The organism is Larkinella sp. C7 (genome assembly GCF_006149005.1).
Classification (GTDB): domain Bacteria; phylum Bacteroidota; class Bacteroidia; order Cytophagales; family Spirosomataceae; genus Larkinella.
Genome location: NZ_VBSL01000006.1, coordinates 361,189 through 380,209 on the forward strand (window position 1 = coordinate 361,189; position 19,021 = coordinate 380,209).

The following is a 19,021-nucleotide window of genomic DNA, read 5'->3' on the forward strand; positions in this document are numbered from 1 at the left end:
ACTAATCATTAAGTATTGATCGTGTAAGCTTTCCCAAAAAGTGATCGGTTGGAAAATGGAGTCTTCCCATTATCTTTTGACAAAGGGGAAGAAAAATGAAACAAACCGATTCACAGAGGCCCAAATCGTGGCCATTCTCAAACAGCAGAATACGGGTCAAACCGTTGTTCAGATTGCCCGTGAACATGGCATTAGTGAAGCCACGTTTTATAACTGGAGGCAGAAGTACGGTGGCATGGAAGCCTCCGAGTTGAAGCGTCTAAAAGACCTCGAAGACGAGAACCGGCGTCTGAAAAAAATGTATGCCGAATTGAGCCTGGAGCATGAAGTTGTGAAGGAGGCCCTCAAAAAAAGTGACGGTCGGCCGCTGCCGTAGGGCCTGCTCAACGTCGGCAGTTAGCGCAGTGGATTGTCAAAGCCAAAGCCTTTAGTCAGCAACGGGCTTGTCGTCTGGCCGGGTTAAGCCGCCGGATGTTGGCCTACCAATCCAAGCGTCAACCGGACATCGAAGTTGAGCGGGTCATTCAAACTACCGCACGACGCCATCCCGGATGGGGATTTTGGAAGATTTACCATCGGTTGCGCCGTCAAGGGCATCCTGACAATCATAAGCGACTTTGGCGTATTTATCGCCATTTAGGGCTCAATTTGCCCAGACGAAAGCGTAAACGATTGCCTGATCGGGTAAGACAGCCATTACCAAAGGCAACCGCTGTGAATCAGGTCTGGTCATTGGATTTTATGTCAGATGCTTTGTGCGATGGACGCCGTTTCCGAACCTTGAATGTGTTAGACGACTATAATCGGCAAGCTTTGGGTGTAGAAATTGATTACTCATTGCCCGCCAAACGGGTGATTCGTTTTGTTGAACAGCTAATAGAAAGTCATGGAAAGCCCGCCTGCCTACGCTGTGACAATGGACCCGAATTTATAAGTACTGCCTTAACAGAATGGTGTGAGATGAAAGAGATCCGGTTGCACTGGATTCAGCCCGGAAAACCAACTCAGAATGCCTTTATTGAGCGGTTCAACGGGACTTTTCGCCGAGAAGTCTTAAAAGCTTACTTGTTTCGTAACTTAGCTCAAGTTCAGGAGGTGGTGGAAAAGTGGCTAGGAGATTACAATTCGGAACGGCCACATCAGGCCCTAGGTTTTATGACACCAATTGAGTTTAAACAAGCGGGACAGGCTCTATCCAAAAACTGGTCACTTAATAGGGTATAGCACAGGATATTTTTCAGCGTTGAGGTTGATCTTTTCAAGTAGAGCTTTCTCGACGTCAATATTGTGGTTATTGGCAAGCAGTAAGCAATATGCAATTACATCTGCCAATTCGTGTTTTAATTTCGAGACGTCCACCTGATCTGCAGATTTCCACAGAAACAATTCGTTTAGTTCGGCAGCTTCAATGGAAACTGCCAGAGCTAGGTCTTTAGAATTATGAAACTGCTTCCAGTCGCGTTCGTCTCGAAATTCGGTAAGTTTAACAGTTAAGGCTTGAAACTGGGTCATAAATAATTATAGTTTACGATGTTTAGTAAACAAACAGTATATGTAAGAAAAAATATTAATATTTTTCAATGTTGAAAGGCACCATGCTGAGAGTAGTTCTCTAAGCCCTAAAGTAAATCATATTGAATTGGCCAATTTATAGTAAGATGAACGGAAATTTTTCAGTTGAAGGCTTTAAGGCATTCTGTGGAACCTGCGGAAGGACAACAAATCATTTTGTAGAAAAAGAAGTCAAAGATTTCCGAGATCATACCGAGGTGGACATTCAGCAGATGATCCAATGGCAAATTATAAGATGCCGAGGTTGTGAAAGTTTGTCATTCCGACAGATTTATTCAGATAGCGAAAGTAGGGACTATGAGACTGGAGAGTGGGAAGAAACGATTAGACTTTATCCAATACGTGGAGAAGATATACTTCCAATCAAAAACTATTACAATATACCCTTCAATATAAGGGAGATGTACAGGGAGACGATCGATGCCTTCAATGGGAAAATGTACATGCTGTGCTCAGCGGGATTACGAGCACTGATTGAAGGAATATGTAGTGATCAAGGTGTAAAGTTTGGCCATATTGTAGTAGGCACTAAGGCTGGAAAAGAGATAGTAGAACCCAAAGACACTCTAGAAGGTAAAATTGAAGGATTAGCTCAGAAAAGGATTTTAACCCGCAATCATGCTGAGGTATTACATGGATTTCGGTTTCTGGGAAATGAGTCATTACATAATTTGTTGAGGCCTTCGTCTGATACTTTGAAAACGGCAATCAATATCATTGAACATACCCTTTATCATTTATATGAAATGAGTGGTGACGCCGAAAAGTTAGACAGCAAACGGAAACCTTTATTCTAAGACTGCTTAAGAAACAGCCCGCTTTAAAGATGTATGGCTATAACTTTTAAGTATAGCTTTTCTGATTCATCAATCACTGAAGTCCATATTTCCTTAATCAAGCCTTGGCCTAAATGGAAGAATCAATGACCAAAGAAATTTTCGCTCAATTTGGGTGCGCGGTTTACTTATGTCAGTGTATAGAAAAAGGAATTATGCACCTGTTAATCGTAAGCACTCCCAACATAACTAGAGATCGGTACGATGAATTACTCTACGAAAAATCCCAGCTCACCTTTGGGCAGTTGAAAAGGGAAATAAAACAGATGAATCTCTTCTTGAGTGATGGACTAATACAGATAGACCGATTTCACGAAATCAGGGATAGGCTGGCACATTCCTATTGGTGGGACAGAGCTGTAGAGTTTTCGAAACCTGAACTTCAGCCTCTCGTATTGAAAGAGCTGATTGAAATTATTGAGTTTCTAGAAATACTGAATGAATCTGCTGAGTTAAAGGCAAGAAACATACTTAGTAAAAATGGCGCGAACCTGGAAGAACTAGTAACAGAAATGCTAAAATTTGAAAGCACTCCTCCTATGCGAAAATTTCGAAAGCTAGGCAAAACTGAAACGCTTCTTATGATTTCAAAGTATCGTAACGCCAATGGAGGTGAGATACCTATTTTTGAGTTGGAAGACCATACATTATGGACAGTCTGCGAGAATGGCCTATCCCAGTTTCAGAAAGATATTAATAGAAATGAACTGTTTGAAATCGACAAATGTAGAGACATCTTTCCAATTCGGCAATTCAATCCTAGATCAGCTATAAGTGCGAATTGGCATTACGACCTAGATTTAAAGAGAAACGGGCTTAAAATGAAAATACGGCCTGTTGTGGGAGATGATAATCGATTTATAACCTTTAGATGGAGGGTAGAAAAATGATTCATATCAAATACTTTTCTCAGGGATAGGGCCCTCATGCAGGATTATTTTATATCATATTCGCTACCAAGAGAGAATCTCTTACTATAGTTAATATAATATGAGTATATATAAAAAAGAAAATCCAAATAAAGAATTAATGAGGTCTTATTGTCTTTTTATTGATTTGCTTGGATTCTCAGCTGATATGCTCCAAGCTGAATTAGATAAAACTTATCAGCAGCACTTCCTTTCGGTTTATAACGCTTTTTATGAAGCCACTAATAATATACGATATAATACTGAATTTTATAATAATATAAGTTCGGAGCTTTATAGGGCCTGGGAGTGTAAACTTTTCTCTGATAATATTTTGCTTGGCTCACCACTTAACCAATCAATCCATGAAGAATCTTTGTTTGGTAGAATAATCGAAGAGATTGCAAACTGCCAATTAAAACTAACACTTAATGGCTATTTTGTTAGAGGGGGATGGAGTATAGGAAATCTATATATCGATGAAGTTATGGCATATGGTGCTTCGTTGGTCGAAGCCGTCGGTCTAGAAAAGAAGGCAAAATTTCCACGGATAATTCTTTCTAATGAGATGTTAAATATAGTAAATAGACATTTTGACTTTTATAAAATGCCTCACGAAGCACCACAAAATTCGGATCTGTTGATTTCAAATGATGGAGAAGTTTTTGTAAACTATCTGAATAGAATAATATATATAGAGGAGGGCTTGTTTTATGAAAAACAAGATATTATAACGCACAAAAATTTAATTTTACAAAATCTTTTAAAATTTGAAAAAGCAAACCTTCCTTTTGAAGAACGAGAAAAAATACTAGCTAAATATAAATGGGTTGCTGATTATCACAATTATTTTTTTAAGTGTATAAATAAACAGTATGATGATCCACTCGATAGCGATTGTTTTATTGATTTTAATTTTGGCTATAAATTTAGTAGACTAAAAAATCCAATTTAACATTCTCTTTTTATTATAAGTCGGACAAAGCTTTCAAAGCTATAATTAAAAATAATGACCTGGAAAGACTATCAAAATAATACCGCTGACTTCTTTAAAAAACTGGGAATGCACTCAGAAACTGATATTAGAGTGACTGGTGTTAGAGGAGTTCATGATATTGATGTTTTAGTAAAATTTATTTTATTTGGAATTGAAATTATATGGATAGTGGAATGTAAACTTTGGAAAAAATCGATACCTAAAGAGAAAGTATTGACTCTGCAGCAAATAACTCAAGATGTTGGAGCTGATCGAGCTTTTCTTTTATCAGAATCAGGTTTTCAAGCAGGAGCAATTCGAGTAGCTAGTAATTCCAACATTACTTTGACAAGCTTAGACGACTTAAAACAGAACTCGCAAGATGATCTATCCCTAATGTATTTAAAATTCATTTCGGAGCAATTATGGCTTCGAAATGAAAAGCTTCTAAACTATTACGAAGTATTGAGAAGTAAGAGACAAAAAGACATACATTTCTCAATATTCATAGACATTTTAGCTAATTTATTTGCTATTAGGACAGAGATTTTTAGTGCCATTTCTAATAATTTTCCAGTTAATTTATATAACAAAATTTTATATAATTATAGAGATTTTTTAGATGAATGTGAAATAATATTTTTTAATATAAATGCTTTTATTGAAACTAATAAACATTATTATAATGAATGGTTAGAGCAGTTGACTGTTGAATCTAATCGCATTATAGTCGCGATTAATAATTTATTAGATTTGGGAAGATACGCCCTATTTAAAGAGAAAGATTTTCGATTAAAAGAAGAATCGTATTTAAGTATTTTAAAGTTAATGCGTCAAATAGATACACTTTATTGTGATTTTTTTGAAGGAAGTGCTGATAGTTGTAGTGAAATTATAACTCATATAATGAAGATTCTCGTAATAGATATTTATAAGTTCATTACTGAGCCAAGTACATCCTACGAAAACTGGGACAATAAGGTTCTATTAATAAAGAATGGTTTTAATCAGCTTGAAAGAACAATACATCGCCTATCCAACTAAACAGCCACCTACTCCAAAAATAGGCATTGGGGTATACTCTCCGAATAAATCAGATATAAAGGGCTCTCCCAAACTACCTAGCGGGCAACAAGCTATTTTAAAGGCACAACACACTAATTGTAAGCTGTTCAGAAACGCACCAGCATCCCGCCAGATTAAACTTAGCGGATTTATATACTTCGACTCAGTCCTAAACTGGTCTGCAATAAACCAAATAATTGTGGCATCACCAATTGGGACAACTTCATTAATATGCTCAATGAACTGGAGACATTGAGTTGTATCCAACGTTAACTCATTAAGTGAGTGGTCAATTGGATTATATAGTGCCAATTTTCGGGTGTTTATTGCTTCGGGCTGAGATATAATTAAATCAATAGGATGCCTACCACCAGCTGAAGGACAGGGGCGGTGCGACCAAATAAATCCGTTTTCTTGAAACTGTAACTCTGTTGCCTTTGCTGAATGCCAAAGTATTGCCGATAATTGATCTTCTGATAAACGAACGAATTTCCTGTACGTTCTTCTGTTAACGAGCACATCCAGAAACGAATCTTCGGGTTTGAGCGATGGTTCTTTAAGATACTTTTTTTTGGCAATCGGATAAAGGATCGGAGAGTATGGCTCTTCAAACGCTTTAGGTATGGGATTGTTCATACAGTTCTTTGACTACATCCAAGTATTTATAGCATCCTCGGCAATGACCGCAGGGGAAATTGGCTGTGTGACAGGAATGGGCCCACAATAAAAGGCTTGCTGGGATTTTCGATTGTCTAATCAACTCAACAGTAGTCAGGTCAATAGCAGGACAGCATAATTTGATGTTGCCTTCCTGGTATGACAGGAGGTTATTTAATCGATCATAAAAGCCGCTTGTACCGTCGGAGTGAAAACCATCCGTTTTAACCGACCCAACCATCAATTCAGTCATCCCATGAGCAATTCCTTTCATGCAGGCTAACGTAATTAGCAATTGATTGCGATAAGGCCACCATTCTGGAGAAGGCGATAATGCTAGAGAGGCTGCATCTGATAGGTCTCCGGACCCTAATTTGCTGCAATCGGCCGAAATAATATAATGAGGTATGTTAAGCGCTTTAGCTACTTGAGTACTTGCCCTTATTTCGGCTTGTGCTGGTTTTTGCCCGTAATCAATAGTAAATGCCATATCGGGTTGCTTCCAGTATATAAGAGCAATTGAGTCCATACCGCCCGATAACAATATGCCTTTACTCATTTTTGGCTAAAATCCAGTATGCTTTGTATATAGCAGTAGACAAATCGCTTTCAATAACACATTGAGTACCCTCGAGCATCTTAATCGAATCATTTGTCTCATTCTGGACATAAGCAACTACAGGAGTCTTTCTGGATACTGCATATCCCACTTCGAATAAGGTGCCAGAATCTAACCCGTCCAGCACAGCTAGAATAAGTCCTGACTTTTCAATTGCTTCTATGTCTTTGTGTACTACATCCTGAGCCAGCCCATATCCAACATCGTGAAATGGAGAAAAAACACGTACGTTTAGGCCCAAGAGGATTGTTCGGATTTGGTCGATTAACCATCGTTCGGCAAACGTAAAAAATGGACCAGCCAGATAAACCGGTTTCGATGGCTTTTGTGTAATACTCAACGGTTTAAAAGCAGATGAATTTATTTCAACAGAAGGTAGTCCTCTAGTACTACAATAAGCAGCCGTTGCCAGGGAAGCTTTCATAGCGGCATCCTCCAGGCTCTTTCCGGAAAACCAATAATAAGAAAAGCTGGCTGCGAATACATCCCCTGATCCAATTGGCCATACATAATTGGTTTCAAAAACTGGGATTATTATATTATAACCATCCTTCGCAAACACATAAGCACCTTGAGGGCCCATCTTGATGATGATGGCATACGCGCCTTCATATGTAAAAAAGAAATTCTTAATGCCTTCAATATCGTCCGTCTTACAAATGGCTTTGGCTTCCGAAAAATTAATAACAATGATTAACTCGTCCGCGGTAGAACCCGTTGAAGAAAATGGCTGAGGATTAGCTGGCGATTGCGGGTCATATACCACCTTCTTTCCCTTTACTGTAGCATTACCTTCGATCATACCATATAGGAGGATTTGATCTCCCTCTAAGGTTATTTTATGATCCGTCTTGTCTAGTGTGTCAGGCCGAGGGTGAATGCGAGGCGTACTTAAGGGATGATCATAATAAAACGAAGGGGTCAGTCGACTTCCGTTTATATCAAGTGAAAGGTTGTCAAATTGACGTTCGAGTGTTTCTAGGAATTGAGCTCTCGGCTTATCGGCGAAAGTATGGTAGTAAACTGCCTGTGTTTGATCCAAGGCCAGAACAGTCAAGCAAGCCCTTAAACCCGACCCATAAGTTTCTTCCCAGAATGGCTCGAAGCAAAACTCCTGATACGTACCTCCTACAATGTTGATCATACTGCCGTAATTAATATTTCACATTGACCGCCATTAACACTTATAACGATTGCTTTATATGAAAACCCTTGGTTTATGCAATTGATCAAATCAAATTGCTTAGCAGTTAGTATTGCGCCGGCGATCAGACCAGAGGTAGTTATAGCCTGTAATGGCCCCTGTACTCCGACTAAGCGAATGCTAAGAACATCGTTCGTTTGTAACGACGCTATTACGGCTGGATTTGGACTTGCTAACTGAGTTCGAATTTTGATGTCTTTACAATTGACGACTTCCTCCGTTGTTGGGAAGCTCCCGGCTCCCCCTCCTGAACCTCCTGACATATTCTTTTACTTTAAGTTACGTTGCTTATTTTTTCTTCTGAATGAAATTCTTTTATCACTTTCAGGGCGATCCGACTAGTTCGTCGCATATTTATCCACATGAGCGAATCCATATAAGAAGGTAGAACATCCAATGCGTGGCAGAAATCCAGATATCTACGCTCCAAGTCGAAGTATTCAATGTTTACGTCTGAGTTGGCATTGAATATTCCAGCAATAATTCCTGCCCGAAGAATATGAACGTCTATAATAGCTACCTTTTCACTCTTAAGCCAGTTTCTTGTTATCCATGAAGCTGTTTTCGGGCCAATACCTTTGATATCCAACAGCCAGTTTCTAAGCTGAATATCGTCGTTTGTATATGCCATATCCAGATCTGCCCTATTCAGAAAATTGGCGATGTATTTGCTCTTTTGGTTATAGAATCTGTAGGTAACTTTCCTGTTATTTTTTGTATAATAGGGTTGGCTTAGCACTTCCTTAATTTTACCTTCCTGTACACCTGGCTCAATCAATCTTTTGCTCTTTAATCGATCAAAGGCTTGTAAACCTAACTCCGCTGGTAACCCATATCCACCTAAAAGGCAAGCTACCACCTCTTCAATCACATCTTTTCCAAGACGGAATGTATCAGAATTTTCAGAAAAAGGAGTAACAGTATATTGCAACTTCCAATATGCAGGGGTATAAAATTGGTCAAAATGGCCCCACTGAACACCAGGAAGTAATTCTTTATTAGGGTACGGGAAATCTTTTACAATCTGGTCAACTTCTTTGAAGTAACTCAACTCATCAACGTAATCTCCAGAATCTATTAGTTTCTGTAGCTGTTGTTGAGAACTGGGCACATATGACATAGCCTGTATACGTTAAAATGCATCGTGCCGTAAAAATGTTAATTTGTTTCCTCTTTAGTAAATAAGTGTTTAGTCAAAGAGCAATAAAATCACTGCTTTTGTACGTAAAACTATCGGATGGTTTTAAAAGATATTTCTTCAAATCGTTTTCAATGAATCTAAATTTGGTAAACACATCATCTAAACCTATGATATAAGTATGTTTTGATTTATTGTGAATCAGTGGCCGTTTTATCTGGGTCAAAAATGTAAATTTTTATGGTAGTTGGCTGTCAGATTGGAGACATATATAGTCAAATTCGGGACTTTTTGCAGAAAAATGTATAAAATATCTTAGATTTTTGGAAAAGAAGACACGAAACCAAATAAATTAGCTAGTGCAAGTGACCATCCAGGCTCCTTGTCAGGCTATTAAGGAGGTCTTGTAAGCTTGATTTGGATGTTTTGGCATATCAGGAATTGTATAAGATAGTTCACCAACTTCTAGCATGGGTTTAACATATTCACTAAACAGATGAGCCGGTGAACGATTTATCAATCTGCTTAACTCATTGAGACTTAATGCCCGCCATTCACAAAGTCGTCGAATAACAGAACGGGTATAAGCGCGATCATTAGTACGTTTACCTAATGTTTGTGCTAATTGGCGAATAGTTTCTGGTATATTTTGTCCATCATCAGCAAGTACTGTAGCATCATCGGTAAGTACTGTAGCATCATCAGTAAGTACTGTAGCATCATCAGTAAGTACTGTAGCATCATCAGTAAGTACTGTAGCATCATCGGTAAGTACTGCAGCATCATCGGTAAGTACTGCAGCATCATCGGTAAGCACTGCAGCATCATCGGTAGCAACAACAGGAGCTATGTTATTAATTAGCTCAAAATTAGATGCAGGAACATAATAGGTTGCAGTGCTTTTACCCTTTTGCTCAATTAAACCTAGCTCGCGTAGCTTACGCAAATCCATACTCGCGGTTAAAGTATCGCAACCGGCAAATTGTCGGTATGTTGGGTTGTTAATAGCACCAACACCCTTCAAAAAAATGAGTGCTTTCTTTTGATCTAAATTTAAACTAAGGCCGTCAAACTGACTCAGCCAAGTTAACTGCTCTTCGCTTAGGAAGTGATGGAGAAGGAGTCGGGCTGTAAACTCATTATTGCTATGGTCAGATTCAAAGGTGGGCGGAGCCATCTCTGCTTCTTCCAAAAGCCGACGCATAGTGCGAATCCCACTCCCTTTGGTTTCTGCTAAGTTTGTATCGTGAAAAACAGCCGCAATATAGCGATTGCGAGGTTTAGACCCTGGTTCCCCTAATTGATCTTCAGGCTTAAGCGAGAAACCAGGGTTGCGAATTTCTAGCCGATTGCTATAGCGGATGATTTGCATTGGTTGCCCAACTTTATACGATTGATGCATAAAAGCATTAACTATCACTTCACGCAGCACACGGCCAGGCAGGCCCCGATAACGAGCCTGTAACTCGCCTTCGGGTAATAAAAAACCTTTTGGTAAGTCATCGGCGACAGTATTCATGGCTCGAAACACCATTCGGAACAAAGGCCCACGCATATCGACATTGTTAGCGAATCGATTGATTGGGTCATCGACCCAATCATTTCCTGGTACCCGCATATAGTCAGTACGAAGCATAGGCATTACCCGTCTTTGCCAAACAGTACCAAGCCCGCTACAGTGAGCTTATAATTATAATTATATTTTTCTTTTTCGCGAACAGCGCAGCCAAGAGCTAGTAATAGTTCTTCATCATCAAGTGTAAGTTCTTCAGCTGCTGGATTAACCTCAGTGCGCAACTTGCGATAAAGATCTAAGGCCTCAATATCGACATCTGCGAATGATGTTTGAGTCAGTGGACTACTGTCATAGGTTTCAGCATGATTATAAAATAAGACCATATCATCTTCCACACAAGCCTGATCCGTGGAACCAATGCGTCGATAAGCCCCTTCGGGTAGCTTTTTGTTTTTAAAGAAGAGAGGTTTTTGAGCTGGTGACAATTCAGGGACGAACACATTCAACAGCGCATAACCTTGAAGCCGTTCTATACGAATCTCAGGACGAATGGCAATATTAAACATACTAGCGCAAGATGTTGCCAAATCTCGCTGCAACTTGTCGGGGTCAGAAAGAGAAATAGGACGATAAGTCGGGAACAACTCGCTTTCATCACGTTGAACACCGAGTAGAATATAACCTCCGCCTAAACTCGGTTCATTAGAAAAGGCACAAACCGTTTCCAATATTGACCGGTCTATTTGGGTACCAGATTTAGCTTCTAGATAACTGCACTCATCGAAGCTATTCAGCCTTTCAAGTAAGTCTTTTACATTCAACATGCAGCTAAATTAAAACAAATAATAGAAATAGAATTAAATAACCAAGCTTTGTCAATTTAGTGATTCCAATAGACTTGTTTCAACCAGAGTTTCAACCGACGCATTAATATTATCAAAAAAAGCACCCAGCCTCTCAGCTAAGTGCTTCATTTACACTGAATAACAAACGAGCGGGAAATGGGGTTCGAACCCACGGCCTGCAGCTTGGGAAGCTGCCGCTCTACCAACTGAGCTACTCCCGCTGATAGGCTGCAAATGTTTAAAGAAAGAATGGAAAAGTCAAGAGATTTCGGTGAATCCCGTGCAACAACCGGATGCTCCGTCTTTTGGGCTACCAACTGAAAATTTATCCGCGTAAATTCACGGATTCCGCCACCTCCGGGGGCGGGGGCTTTGTATTATTCCAAAATCGTTTGATCTTACGCGCAAATCCTGACCCTTCTTATGGAAACCAAACCGCCCGCGTTTAAACCGTATATCGCCGATAATGCCACGACGGCCGAATTCACGTTCAAAGCTGTGGTCACCGGGGCGCTGTTCGGCGTCCTGTTCGGAGCTGCCACCGTCTATCTGTCCCTGAAAGCCGGCTTGTCGGTGTCGGCTTCCATTCCCATTGCGGTGCTGGCAATTTCGCTCGGCCGGCGGTTTCTGAAAACCACCATTCTCGAAAACAACATCATCCAGACCACTGGCTCGGCGGGGGAGTCCATCGCGTCCGGTGTGGTGTTCACCCTGCCCGGTTTTCTGTTCCTGACCGACGGCGTTGGCGACGATTTCTTCAATTACTGGACCATTCTAACCCTGGCCATTCTGGGCGGACTGCTCGGCACGCTCATGATGATTCCGCTGCGCCGGGCGCTCATCGTGGAGGAACACGGTAAACTGCCCTATCCCGAAGGCACGGCCTGTGGCTCCGTGCTGATTGCGGGGGAACGGGGCGGTGATTTTGCCAAAATGGCCTATCGGGGCCTGGGCGTAGCCTTGCTCTATGCCGTCCTCCAGAAAGTGCTGCACGTCATTGCCGAAGCACCGGTTTGGGCAACGAACCAGGTAAACCGCTATTTCCCATCGGCGCAGGTGTCGGGCGAAATCACTCCGGAGTACCTGGGCGTTGGCTACATCATCGGGTTTCGCATTTCGGCGGTGTTGGTGGGGGGCGGCATTCTGGCGTGGCTGGCTCTGATTCCGCTGCTGGCAACGCTGGTGCCGGGCGATACAATTGCCTTGCAATTGATCAAACTGGGGTATCTCACCAACCTGCAAACCGCCGGTGGCCCCGGCGGCTGGAACCCTGAAACACACGGTTTTGGCGACACGGCTGCCGCCATCTACCGGGCCTATATCCGGCAAATTGGCGCGGGGGCCGTCACGGCGGGCGGTTTTATGACGCTGCTGAAAACCATCCCAACCATTGTTTCGTCGTTTCGCGATAGCTTCAAAAAAGTAGATGTCGCGGCCGAAGGAACGCAGGTTCGGCGGACGGAGCAGGATTTATCCATTCGAATCGTTGTCGTTGGAAGTCTGATTCTGGCGGTTTTGATGGTGATCTTACCCCAAATTCCCGGTGACTCGGTCCTGACCAAACTGCTGATTGCCATCCTGGTGATCGTGTTTGGCTTTTTCTTCGTTACTGTGGCCAGCCGGATCGTGGGCCTGATCGGCTCCAGTTCATCGCCCGTTTCGGGAATGACCATCGCCACCATTATGGGTACGGCTTTGGTATTCATCGGCGCCGGACTGACGGGCCGAATCTACGAACCCGCTGTGCTGGTGGTGGGCGGTATGATTTGCATCGCTGCCGCTACCGCCGGAGCCACTTCTCAGGATCTGAAAACCGGTTATTTGGTGGGAGCAACACCCAAATACCAGCAAATGGCACTGTTTGTCGGCGTTATCGTCTCCTCACTGGCCATCGGCGCAACGATCAAGATTCTGGATATACCCACGCCGGACCTCGTGGCGCAGGGCATCACCCACGCCATCGGCAGCGACCGTTTTCCGGCTCCGCAGGGAACGCTCATGGCCACGCTCATCAAAGGGTTGCTGTCGTTCAACCTCGACTGGCAGTTTGTGCTCGTGGGCGCTTTCATGTCGTTTGTCGTGGAAATTTGTGGCATCAGTGCGCTGGCGTTTGCCGTCGGTTTGTATCTGCCGCTTGCGACGACACTGCCGATTTTCGCCGGGGGCTGCGTCAAGGCGCTGGTCGACTGGAATTTCAAGCGGAAAGGCATCGTCGAAGAAGACGCTGACCTGAGCCGCGGCAGTTTGTTTTCAACCGGTTTGGTGGCCGGTGGCGCCCTGGCGGGGGTGGTCGTTGCTCTGCTGTCGGTGAACGAATCGGTCTACAATTTTCTGTCCCGACTGACCCTGGAACCGGCGCTGGAGAGTGCGCTGGGGTTTGAAGGCTATCAACTGCTGGGTGCGTTGCTCTTTTTGGGTCTGGCGGTTATTCTATACCGGGTTGCCATGAAACGAAATTGATCAATAAATGAATTTCAAATGATAAACGCCAAATGTAAAAGCAGGCTGGCGCGGTGCAAACACTTTTACATTTGGCGTTCATCATTTATCATTTGAAATTAACCCCTTCTCCTTTCCCTCCCATGAACCATTTTTTACCATTCGCAGCCGGTCTTTGCCTGACTCTGCTGGCGTTTACCGCCGGTTTTGCCCAGCCCGAAACCGCCACCTATGGCCCGGATTCGCAGCGGCATGAGGGCGTTCCGAAAGGACAGGTGACGAAGTTCGTCTGGAAAAGTACGGTTTTTCCGAATACCGTTCGGGAGTATTATGTCTACGTACCAGCGCAATACAGAGCCGAAAGCCCGGCGGCTCTGATGGTGTTTCAGGACGGACACGCCTACGTGAAGGAAGACGGCGATTTCCGGGTTCCGGCAGTTTTCGACAACCTCATTCACCAGAAAGCCATACCGGTGACCATTGGCCTGTTCATCAATCCCGGTCAGCACGGCAACGACTTGCCCAAAGATCCCTGGCGAGCCGATAACCGGAGTTTCGAATACGACACGCTGACTAATCAGTACGCCCGGCTGCTCATCGAAGAGCTGATCCCGGAACTCAGCAAGACCTACAAACTGGCCGATTCACCGAAGATGCGCGCCATCGGCGGTATTTCGTCCGGCGGCATCTGCGCCTTCACGGTGGCCTGGCAGCGGCCCGATTACTTCCAGAAAGTGTTGAGCCACGTCGGCAGTTTTACAAACATCAAAGGCGGCCACGTGTATCCGTCGCTCATCCGAAAAGCTCCTAAACGCGACATCAAAGTGTTCCTGCAAGACGGCAGCAACGATCTCGATAATGCCCATGGAAACTGGTGGCTGGGGAATTTGCAGATGGATGCGGCTTTAAAATTTCGCCAGTACGACTACCGCTTTGTCGGCGGGACGGGCGGGCACAACGGCAAACACGGCGGTTCTATTCTGCCGGAGTCGCTGCGTTGGTTATGGAAAGAAAAAAAATAATGAACCGATTGACGCTGCCGATTGCTCAAAATTTGGCGGACGTTTATGTAACCGAAAGTATTATTAAGGTAATTAAGTATATTCACGTTCACAATGAAGAAGAGAGTGGCTCCTGTTAGTATGGATCGGTGATAATGATAGTGGATGCAAATGGGGCCTAAATCCCGGTAGCCCACGCTATCGGATAAACAGATGCGCACATACCAGGACAAAAAAATTGGAATTATCGGAGCTGGGCCGGCGGGTTTAACGGCCGCCTATGAACTCGCCAAAGCCGGAATCGCCGTCGAGGTGTTTGAAGCGGGCCCCAATGTAGGCGGGTTATCACAGTCCTTTCAGTTATGGAATCAAACGGTTGACCTGGGGCCGCACCGCTTTTTTAGCAGTGATGCCCGCATCAACAAAGTGTGGTTCGAAGTCGCCGGTTCTGATTTCCGCATGGTGAACCGCCTGACCCGAATTTATTACAACTCCAAACTCTTTTATTATCCCCTCAAACCCTTCGATGCGCTTCGTAAACTGGGTGTTCGCCAGTCGATTAGCAGCATGAATAGTTATTTTCGGGAGAAAATAACCCCAACGCCCGACCAGCAGACTTTCGAATCGTGGGTGGTTCGGCGGTTTGGCTACAAACTGTATTCTACCTTTTTCAAGACGTATTCCGAAAAGCTCTGGGGGATTGCCTGTACCGATCTGGACGAGGATTTTGCCGCCCAGCGGATCAAAAAATTATCGCTCGGGGAAGCCGTCAAAAATGCCTTTATAGGCGGGAAAGGCAATACACACAAAACGCTGATCGACCAGTTTGCCTACCCGGTTGGCGGCAACGGGATGATTTATGAACGGATGGCCGACTACGTTAAACGCCACGGCGGAGCGGTTCACCTGAAAACGCCGGTTCATGCGGTGGTCACCGACCAGGCGGAGCGGTATGGCATAAAACTGGAAGACGGCACCGTCAGAGCGTTCGACCACGTGATTTCGACCATGCCGCTGACGTTGCTGGTCAACCGGCTGCCGGACGTGCCGGTTGCCATCAAAAACGAGGTGAGCCGTCTGCGGTTTCGCAACACGATTCTGGTGTACCTGAAAGTAGAATCCAGTGATTTGTTTCCCGATAACTGGCTGTATATTCATTCAAAAGAACTGCTGACCGGGCGGATTACCAACTTCCGGAACTGGGTCCCGGAAATTACCAACGGTGAAAAAGCCAGCATTCTGACGCTGGAATACTGGTGTTACGAACAGGATGAGATCTGGAAAAAAACGGATGCGGAACTGATCGAACTGGCATCGAACGAACTGACCAAAACCGGGCTGATTCCCGGCGCGACCATTTCGGCCGGTTTTGTGAAACGGTTGGCGCGGAGTTACCCGGTTTATTCAAAAGGCTACAAAGAGATCCTGAAACCGATTCAGGAGTATCTTTCAGGTTTGAAAGGACTGAGCGTCATCGGCCGGTATGGCTCCTTCAAATACAACAACCAGGATCACTCCATTCTGATGGGCATCCTGGCCGCCGACAACATCGTTTCCGGAGCGAATCACGATTTGTGGGAAATCAACACCGATTATGACAGCTACCAGGAAAGCGCTTCCGTCGAGAGCCTGCAATCGGAAGCGGTGTAAAAGACAAGAGAGGTAAGACAAGAGAAGTTGGAGGAGAAACAAGCACTGTTTTTGGGTCTTTACTCTTTTGTCTACCTCTTTCCTTTCCTTCACAACCACGCTTTCAAAATGGCCGCTTGCAGCGCCGTTGGATTGGGAAGCCGGGTTATTTCAAAACTCCGTTCGGATTTTTTACCCAAGACCGCCGTTATTTCTTTGGGCTGATCGTTCTGTAAAACCAGTAGTTTGACCGGATCGCCCGGTTTTTTGGTCTTCACCAGCGCGCTCAGAGCCTGAACGTCCGCTTTCCGCCCGTCAATCTTCAGAATAACCGTTCCCTTGCGGAGCCCGGCTTTCCAGGCGGGTGATTCCCATTCGGCTTCCGTGACGAGCAGACTGTCCACCTTTTCTTTGAACGAAATGCCCAGCCACGAGCCCGGTACTTCTTTGGGGGTGGCGTCGATGGCTAAACCGGCATAGGCGAAGTATTTCGGATAGTCAATTTCTGTCACGGTCGAGGCATAATCGAACAGTTCTTTTAACGACGTCCCGGCGATTTTTTCGCATTCCGCCCAGAATTCGTTCTCCGTAAAGCCACGTTTCTCTGTCTGATAATAGGTCTGGTACAGCGCCCGCATTACGTCGTCGAGCGACTTTTTATTCTGGGTTTCATGCCGGATTTTAAAGTCGAGCATAGCACCCAGAATCGGACCTTTGCTGTAATACGAAATGGTTTTGTAGGCTTCGTCGCCCGTTCGGCCAAAGGGGCCGTCTTCCCAGGTTTCGAAACTAGCCTGGGTGGCCGACTGAAACCTGTGGCCGGGTTTGTTCTCGTAGCTGGCAACGTTTCTCTGCAAAGCCCCGAAAACCTCTTCCTCCGTCATTAAACCGGCTTTTTTCAGAATCAGGTACGGATAATAGACCGTAAATCCTTCCGAAACCCAGAGCATCCGCGTGCGATTTTGCTGATCGTAATTGAACGGTCCTAACTCGACAGGGCGAATGCGCTTGACATTGTAATGGTGGAAATATTCGTGAGCCAGAAAGTTGTAGAGCTGGTTTTTCCCGGCCCGCGTCTCCAGTTGCTCCCCGCTGAAACTGATCGATGTCGAGTTCAAATGCTCAATGCCGCCCCCGCCCGGCCCGATGGCAATGAAGGTGTAGTGTTTGTAGGGAATATCGCCAATCACGGCCACCGACCCTTCAACAATCTTCTTCAGATCCGCCATAAACTGCTGCCGGTCGAAGTTGCCGAGGTTGTACCCAATAAAATAATGCGGAATTCCCTGTACCGTGAACGAGGGCAGTTGCTCCAGATTCCCCATCAACATCGGACTGTCGTAGAGACTGTCGTAGTCCGGTGCCACAAACGTATGGGGCTGTCCGGCAACTGAATCCAGACCGGTGGCGATTGGTCCGCTCCATTTCGCATACGGTTTTAATGTAACCGTCAACGGGTGCTTAAGTCGTCCTTCGGGATACAGAAATACGCCCGCCGGTGAAATATAGCCCCGGTTTTCGTCAAGGAAATTCCCGGCCACAAAATCGCGGGTGGCTTTTACGTCATACGTCAGTGTAACCGATTTGGCCTTTTTGGGATAAACTTTCCAGCGGCTGTTGGCGGTTTTGTCCCATTTCAAAGGCTTGCCGGAACCATCGGTGGCTTGAAAATTCTGAACCTGTTGGGCGTAATTCATCAACTGGTAATACCCGGGTGTCCAGACCGGCATCTTAAAACTCAGCGTATCGCCCGGGATGCCGTTGCAACGAAACGTAACGTGGTAGAGATGTGTGGCGGGGTCTTCCATCGAAACCGTAAACGCCAAGTTTCCGACTTTTTTTTGTCCGAATGAATGCGGGATAGTGACGAGAAAAACCGCAGCAAACATTAGGGTTTGAAAAAACCGGATGAGAAATGGGTTTCGGGAAAAGAGAAGTGCAAAAGTTTCCATAAATACCGCAAAACGCTGGCGGATTTTGTCGTCCGGGCTGGTTTGCGACTCATTTTAACGATTGTCTGACAGAATTCAAAGGCAGCGTTATTCGCCATTACGCCGAAACGGCCCAACTTTTCGCCCATTTTCCGAGTCTTCGATCAGGCTCGTCAGGCGTTTTAAACGGGTTTCGGGCTGTTTGGCACCCATGATCCAGTGTCGGACCGTTTTCTGATAGGAGGGGGCCTGTTGGTGAAAAAACTGCCAGGCTTTTTCGTTCGCTTGCAACTGCGCTTCAAAAGCTGCGTCCAGTGGCTGGTCTTCTTTTTCGTGTGAATAAAGCCCGGCTTTTTTCAAATCCCGTTCCTGAAAAACGGTCAGACCGGCGGGTTTTACCAGACCTTGTTCGGTGAGTTCCCCAATCCGTTTGAGGTTGACCGCACTCCAAATGCTTTTCGTTTTCCGGGGTGTAAACCGGATCATGTAACTCGTTTCGTCGATGGATTTCCGGATGCCGTCGATCCAGCCGAAACACAAGGCTTCATCGACCGACTGCGGCCAGGTGATGCTGGGTTTGCCGGAACCCACTTTGTAAAAACCGACGAATAATTCCTTCTCGGTTTCGTGGTGCTGTTCCAGCCACTGGCGGAACTCGGCGGGTGTTGCGAAAAAGGTTGGCATA

General features: G+C 44.6%; 18 protein-coding genes and 1 tRNA gene. 9 read left to right on the forward strand and 10 right to left on the reverse strand.

Annotated elements, in window-relative coordinates; translation table 11 throughout:
* Positions 1 to 55: 55 nt before the first annotated feature.
* Positions 56 to 1,224 (forward strand): IS3 family transposase gene (locus tag FH871_RS17765; protein ID WP_229317363.1). Its coding sequence is split into 2 segments (ribosomal slippage): positions 56 to 356 and positions 356 to 1,224, totalling 1,170 coding nucleotides; the frame shifts between segments, so codons are not numbered across the junction.
* Here the strand turns inward: FH871_RS17765 and FH871_RS17770 are convergent.
* On the reverse strand, positions 1,207 to 1,512 hold the full coding sequence (locus FH871_RS17770; protein ID WP_138992749.1) for a nucleotide pyrophosphohydrolase: 306 nt from the start codon (positions 1,510 to 1,512) through the stop codon (positions 1,207 to 1,209). The two genes, FH871_RS17765 and FH871_RS17770, sit on opposite strands and share 18 nt — an antisense overlap.
* A 146-nt stretch (positions 1,513 to 1,658) precedes the next feature.
* Between FH871_RS17770 and FH871_RS17775 the strand changes: the two genes are divergently transcribed.
* From FH871_RS17775 to FH871_RS17790, 4 genes are all read left to right on the forward strand, one after another.
* Positions 1,659 to 2,369, forward strand: a complete 711-nt coding sequence (locus FH871_RS17775; protein WP_138992750.1) for a DUF4145 domain-containing protein — start codon at positions 1,659 to 1,661, stop codon at positions 2,367 to 2,369.
* Positions 2,370 to 2,494: 125 nt separating this feature from the next.
* Entirely contained in the window at positions 2,495 to 3,298 is an 804-nt protein-coding gene (locus tag FH871_RS17780) for a hypothetical protein (RefSeq protein WP_138992751.1), read from the forward strand.
* Positions 3,299 to 3,398: 100 nt separating this feature from the next.
* On the forward strand, positions 3,399 to 4,271 hold the full coding sequence (locus FH871_RS17785) for a hypothetical protein (RefSeq protein ID WP_138992752.1): 873 nt from the start codon (positions 3,399 to 3,401) through the stop codon (positions 4,269 to 4,271).
* Between the two features lie 54 nt (positions 4,272 to 4,325).
* Entirely contained in the window at positions 4,326 to 5,336 is a 1,011-nt protein-coding gene (locus FH871_RS17790; protein ID WP_138992753.1) for a restriction endonuclease, read from the forward strand.
* Here the strand turns inward: FH871_RS17790 and FH871_RS17795 are convergent.
* From FH871_RS17795 to FH871_RS17825, 7 genes are all read right to left on the reverse strand, one after another.
* Entirely contained in the window at positions 5,325 to 5,993 is a 669-nt protein-coding gene (locus FH871_RS17795) for a nitroreductase family protein (RefSeq protein ID WP_138992754.1), read from the reverse strand. The two genes, FH871_RS17790 and FH871_RS17795, sit on opposite strands and share 12 nt — an antisense overlap.
* A complete protein-coding gene (locus tag FH871_RS17800) occupies positions 5,974 to 6,573 on the reverse strand; it encodes a 7-cyano-7-deazaguanine synthase (protein ID WP_138992755.1) in 600 nt (199 codons plus the stop codon). The genes FH871_RS17795 and FH871_RS17800 overlap by 20 nt, the downstream gene beginning before the upstream one ends.
* Positions 6,566 to 7,777 (reverse strand): PfkB family carbohydrate kinase, encoded by a 1,212-nt coding sequence (locus FH871_RS17805; RefSeq protein ID WP_138992756.1) that lies wholly within the window; start codon positions 7,775 to 7,777, stop codon positions 6,566 to 6,568. The genes FH871_RS17800 and FH871_RS17805 overlap by 8 nt, the downstream gene beginning before the upstream one ends.
* A gap of 334 nt (positions 7,778 to 8,111) precedes the next feature.
* Positions 8,112 to 8,957: an 8-oxoguanine DNA glycosylase gene (locus FH871_RS17810; protein WP_138992757.1), complete on the reverse strand. Its 846-nt coding sequence runs from the start codon at positions 8,955 to 8,957 to the stop codon at positions 8,112 to 8,114.
* 403 nt (positions 8,958 to 9,360) lie between these two features.
* Positions 9,361 to 10,611 carry an ATP-binding protein gene (locus FH871_RS17815; RefSeq protein WP_171062873.1) on the reverse strand — a complete coding sequence of 417 codons (1,251 nt, stop codon included), beginning with the start codon at positions 10,609 to 10,611 and terminating at the stop codon, positions 9,361 to 9,363.
* A gap of 5 nt (positions 10,612 to 10,616) precedes the next feature.
* Positions 10,617 to 11,315, reverse strand: coding sequence for a helix-turn-helix domain-containing protein (locus FH871_RS17820; protein WP_138992759.1), 699 nt, complete (start codon positions 11,313 to 11,315; stop codon positions 10,617 to 10,619).
* A gap of 169 nt (positions 11,316 to 11,484) precedes the next feature.
* Positions 11,485 to 11,557 (reverse strand) — tRNA-Gly (locus FH871_RS17825).
* Positions 11,558 to 11,759: 202 nt separating this feature from the next.
* Between FH871_RS17825 and FH871_RS17830 the strand changes: the two genes are divergently transcribed.
* The 3 genes from FH871_RS17830 (at position 11,760) to FH871_RS17840 (ending at position 16,426) form a co-directional block, all read left to right on the forward strand.
* Entirely contained in the window at positions 11,760 to 13,796 is a 2,037-nt protein-coding gene (locus FH871_RS17830) for an OPT family oligopeptide transporter (protein ID WP_138992760.1), read from the forward strand.
* 122 nt (positions 13,797 to 13,918) lie between these two features.
* The gene (locus tag FH871_RS17835; protein ID WP_138992761.1) at positions 13,919 to 14,797 is read left to right on the forward strand and encodes an esterase family protein; all 879 of its coding nucleotides are present in this window, start codon (positions 13,919 to 13,921) and stop codon (positions 14,795 to 14,797) included.
* 192 nt (positions 14,798 to 14,989) lie between these two features.
* Positions 14,990 to 16,426, forward strand: coding sequence for an FAD-dependent oxidoreductase (locus tag FH871_RS17840; RefSeq protein ID WP_138992762.1), 1,437 nt, complete (start codon positions 14,990 to 14,992; stop codon positions 16,424 to 16,426).
* A gap of 89 nt (positions 16,427 to 16,515) precedes the next feature.
* On the opposite strand, the gene FH871_RS17845 is transcribed toward FH871_RS17840, so the two are convergent.
* Positions 16,516 to 18,294 carry a M61 family metallopeptidase gene (locus FH871_RS17845; RefSeq protein ID WP_171062874.1) on the reverse strand — a complete coding sequence of 593 codons (1,779 nt, stop codon included), beginning with the start codon at positions 18,292 to 18,294 and terminating at the stop codon, positions 16,516 to 16,518.
* A gap of 6 nt (positions 18,295 to 18,300) precedes the next feature.
* Here FH871_RS17845 and FH871_RS34000 point away from each other — a divergent pair, with 6 nt between their 5' ends.
* Positions 18,301 to 18,426: a hypothetical protein gene (locus FH871_RS34000; RefSeq protein WP_255516931.1), complete on the forward strand. Its 126-nt coding sequence runs from the start codon at positions 18,301 to 18,303 to the stop codon at positions 18,424 to 18,426.
* Between the two features lie 18 nt (positions 18,427 to 18,444).
* On the opposite strand, the gene FH871_RS17850 is transcribed toward FH871_RS34000, so the two are convergent.
* Positions 18,445 to 19,020: a YdeI family protein gene (locus FH871_RS17850; protein WP_138992764.1), complete on the reverse strand. Its 576-nt coding sequence runs from the start codon at positions 19,018 to 19,020 to the stop codon at positions 18,445 to 18,447.
* Position 19,021: the final 1 nt, after the last annotated feature.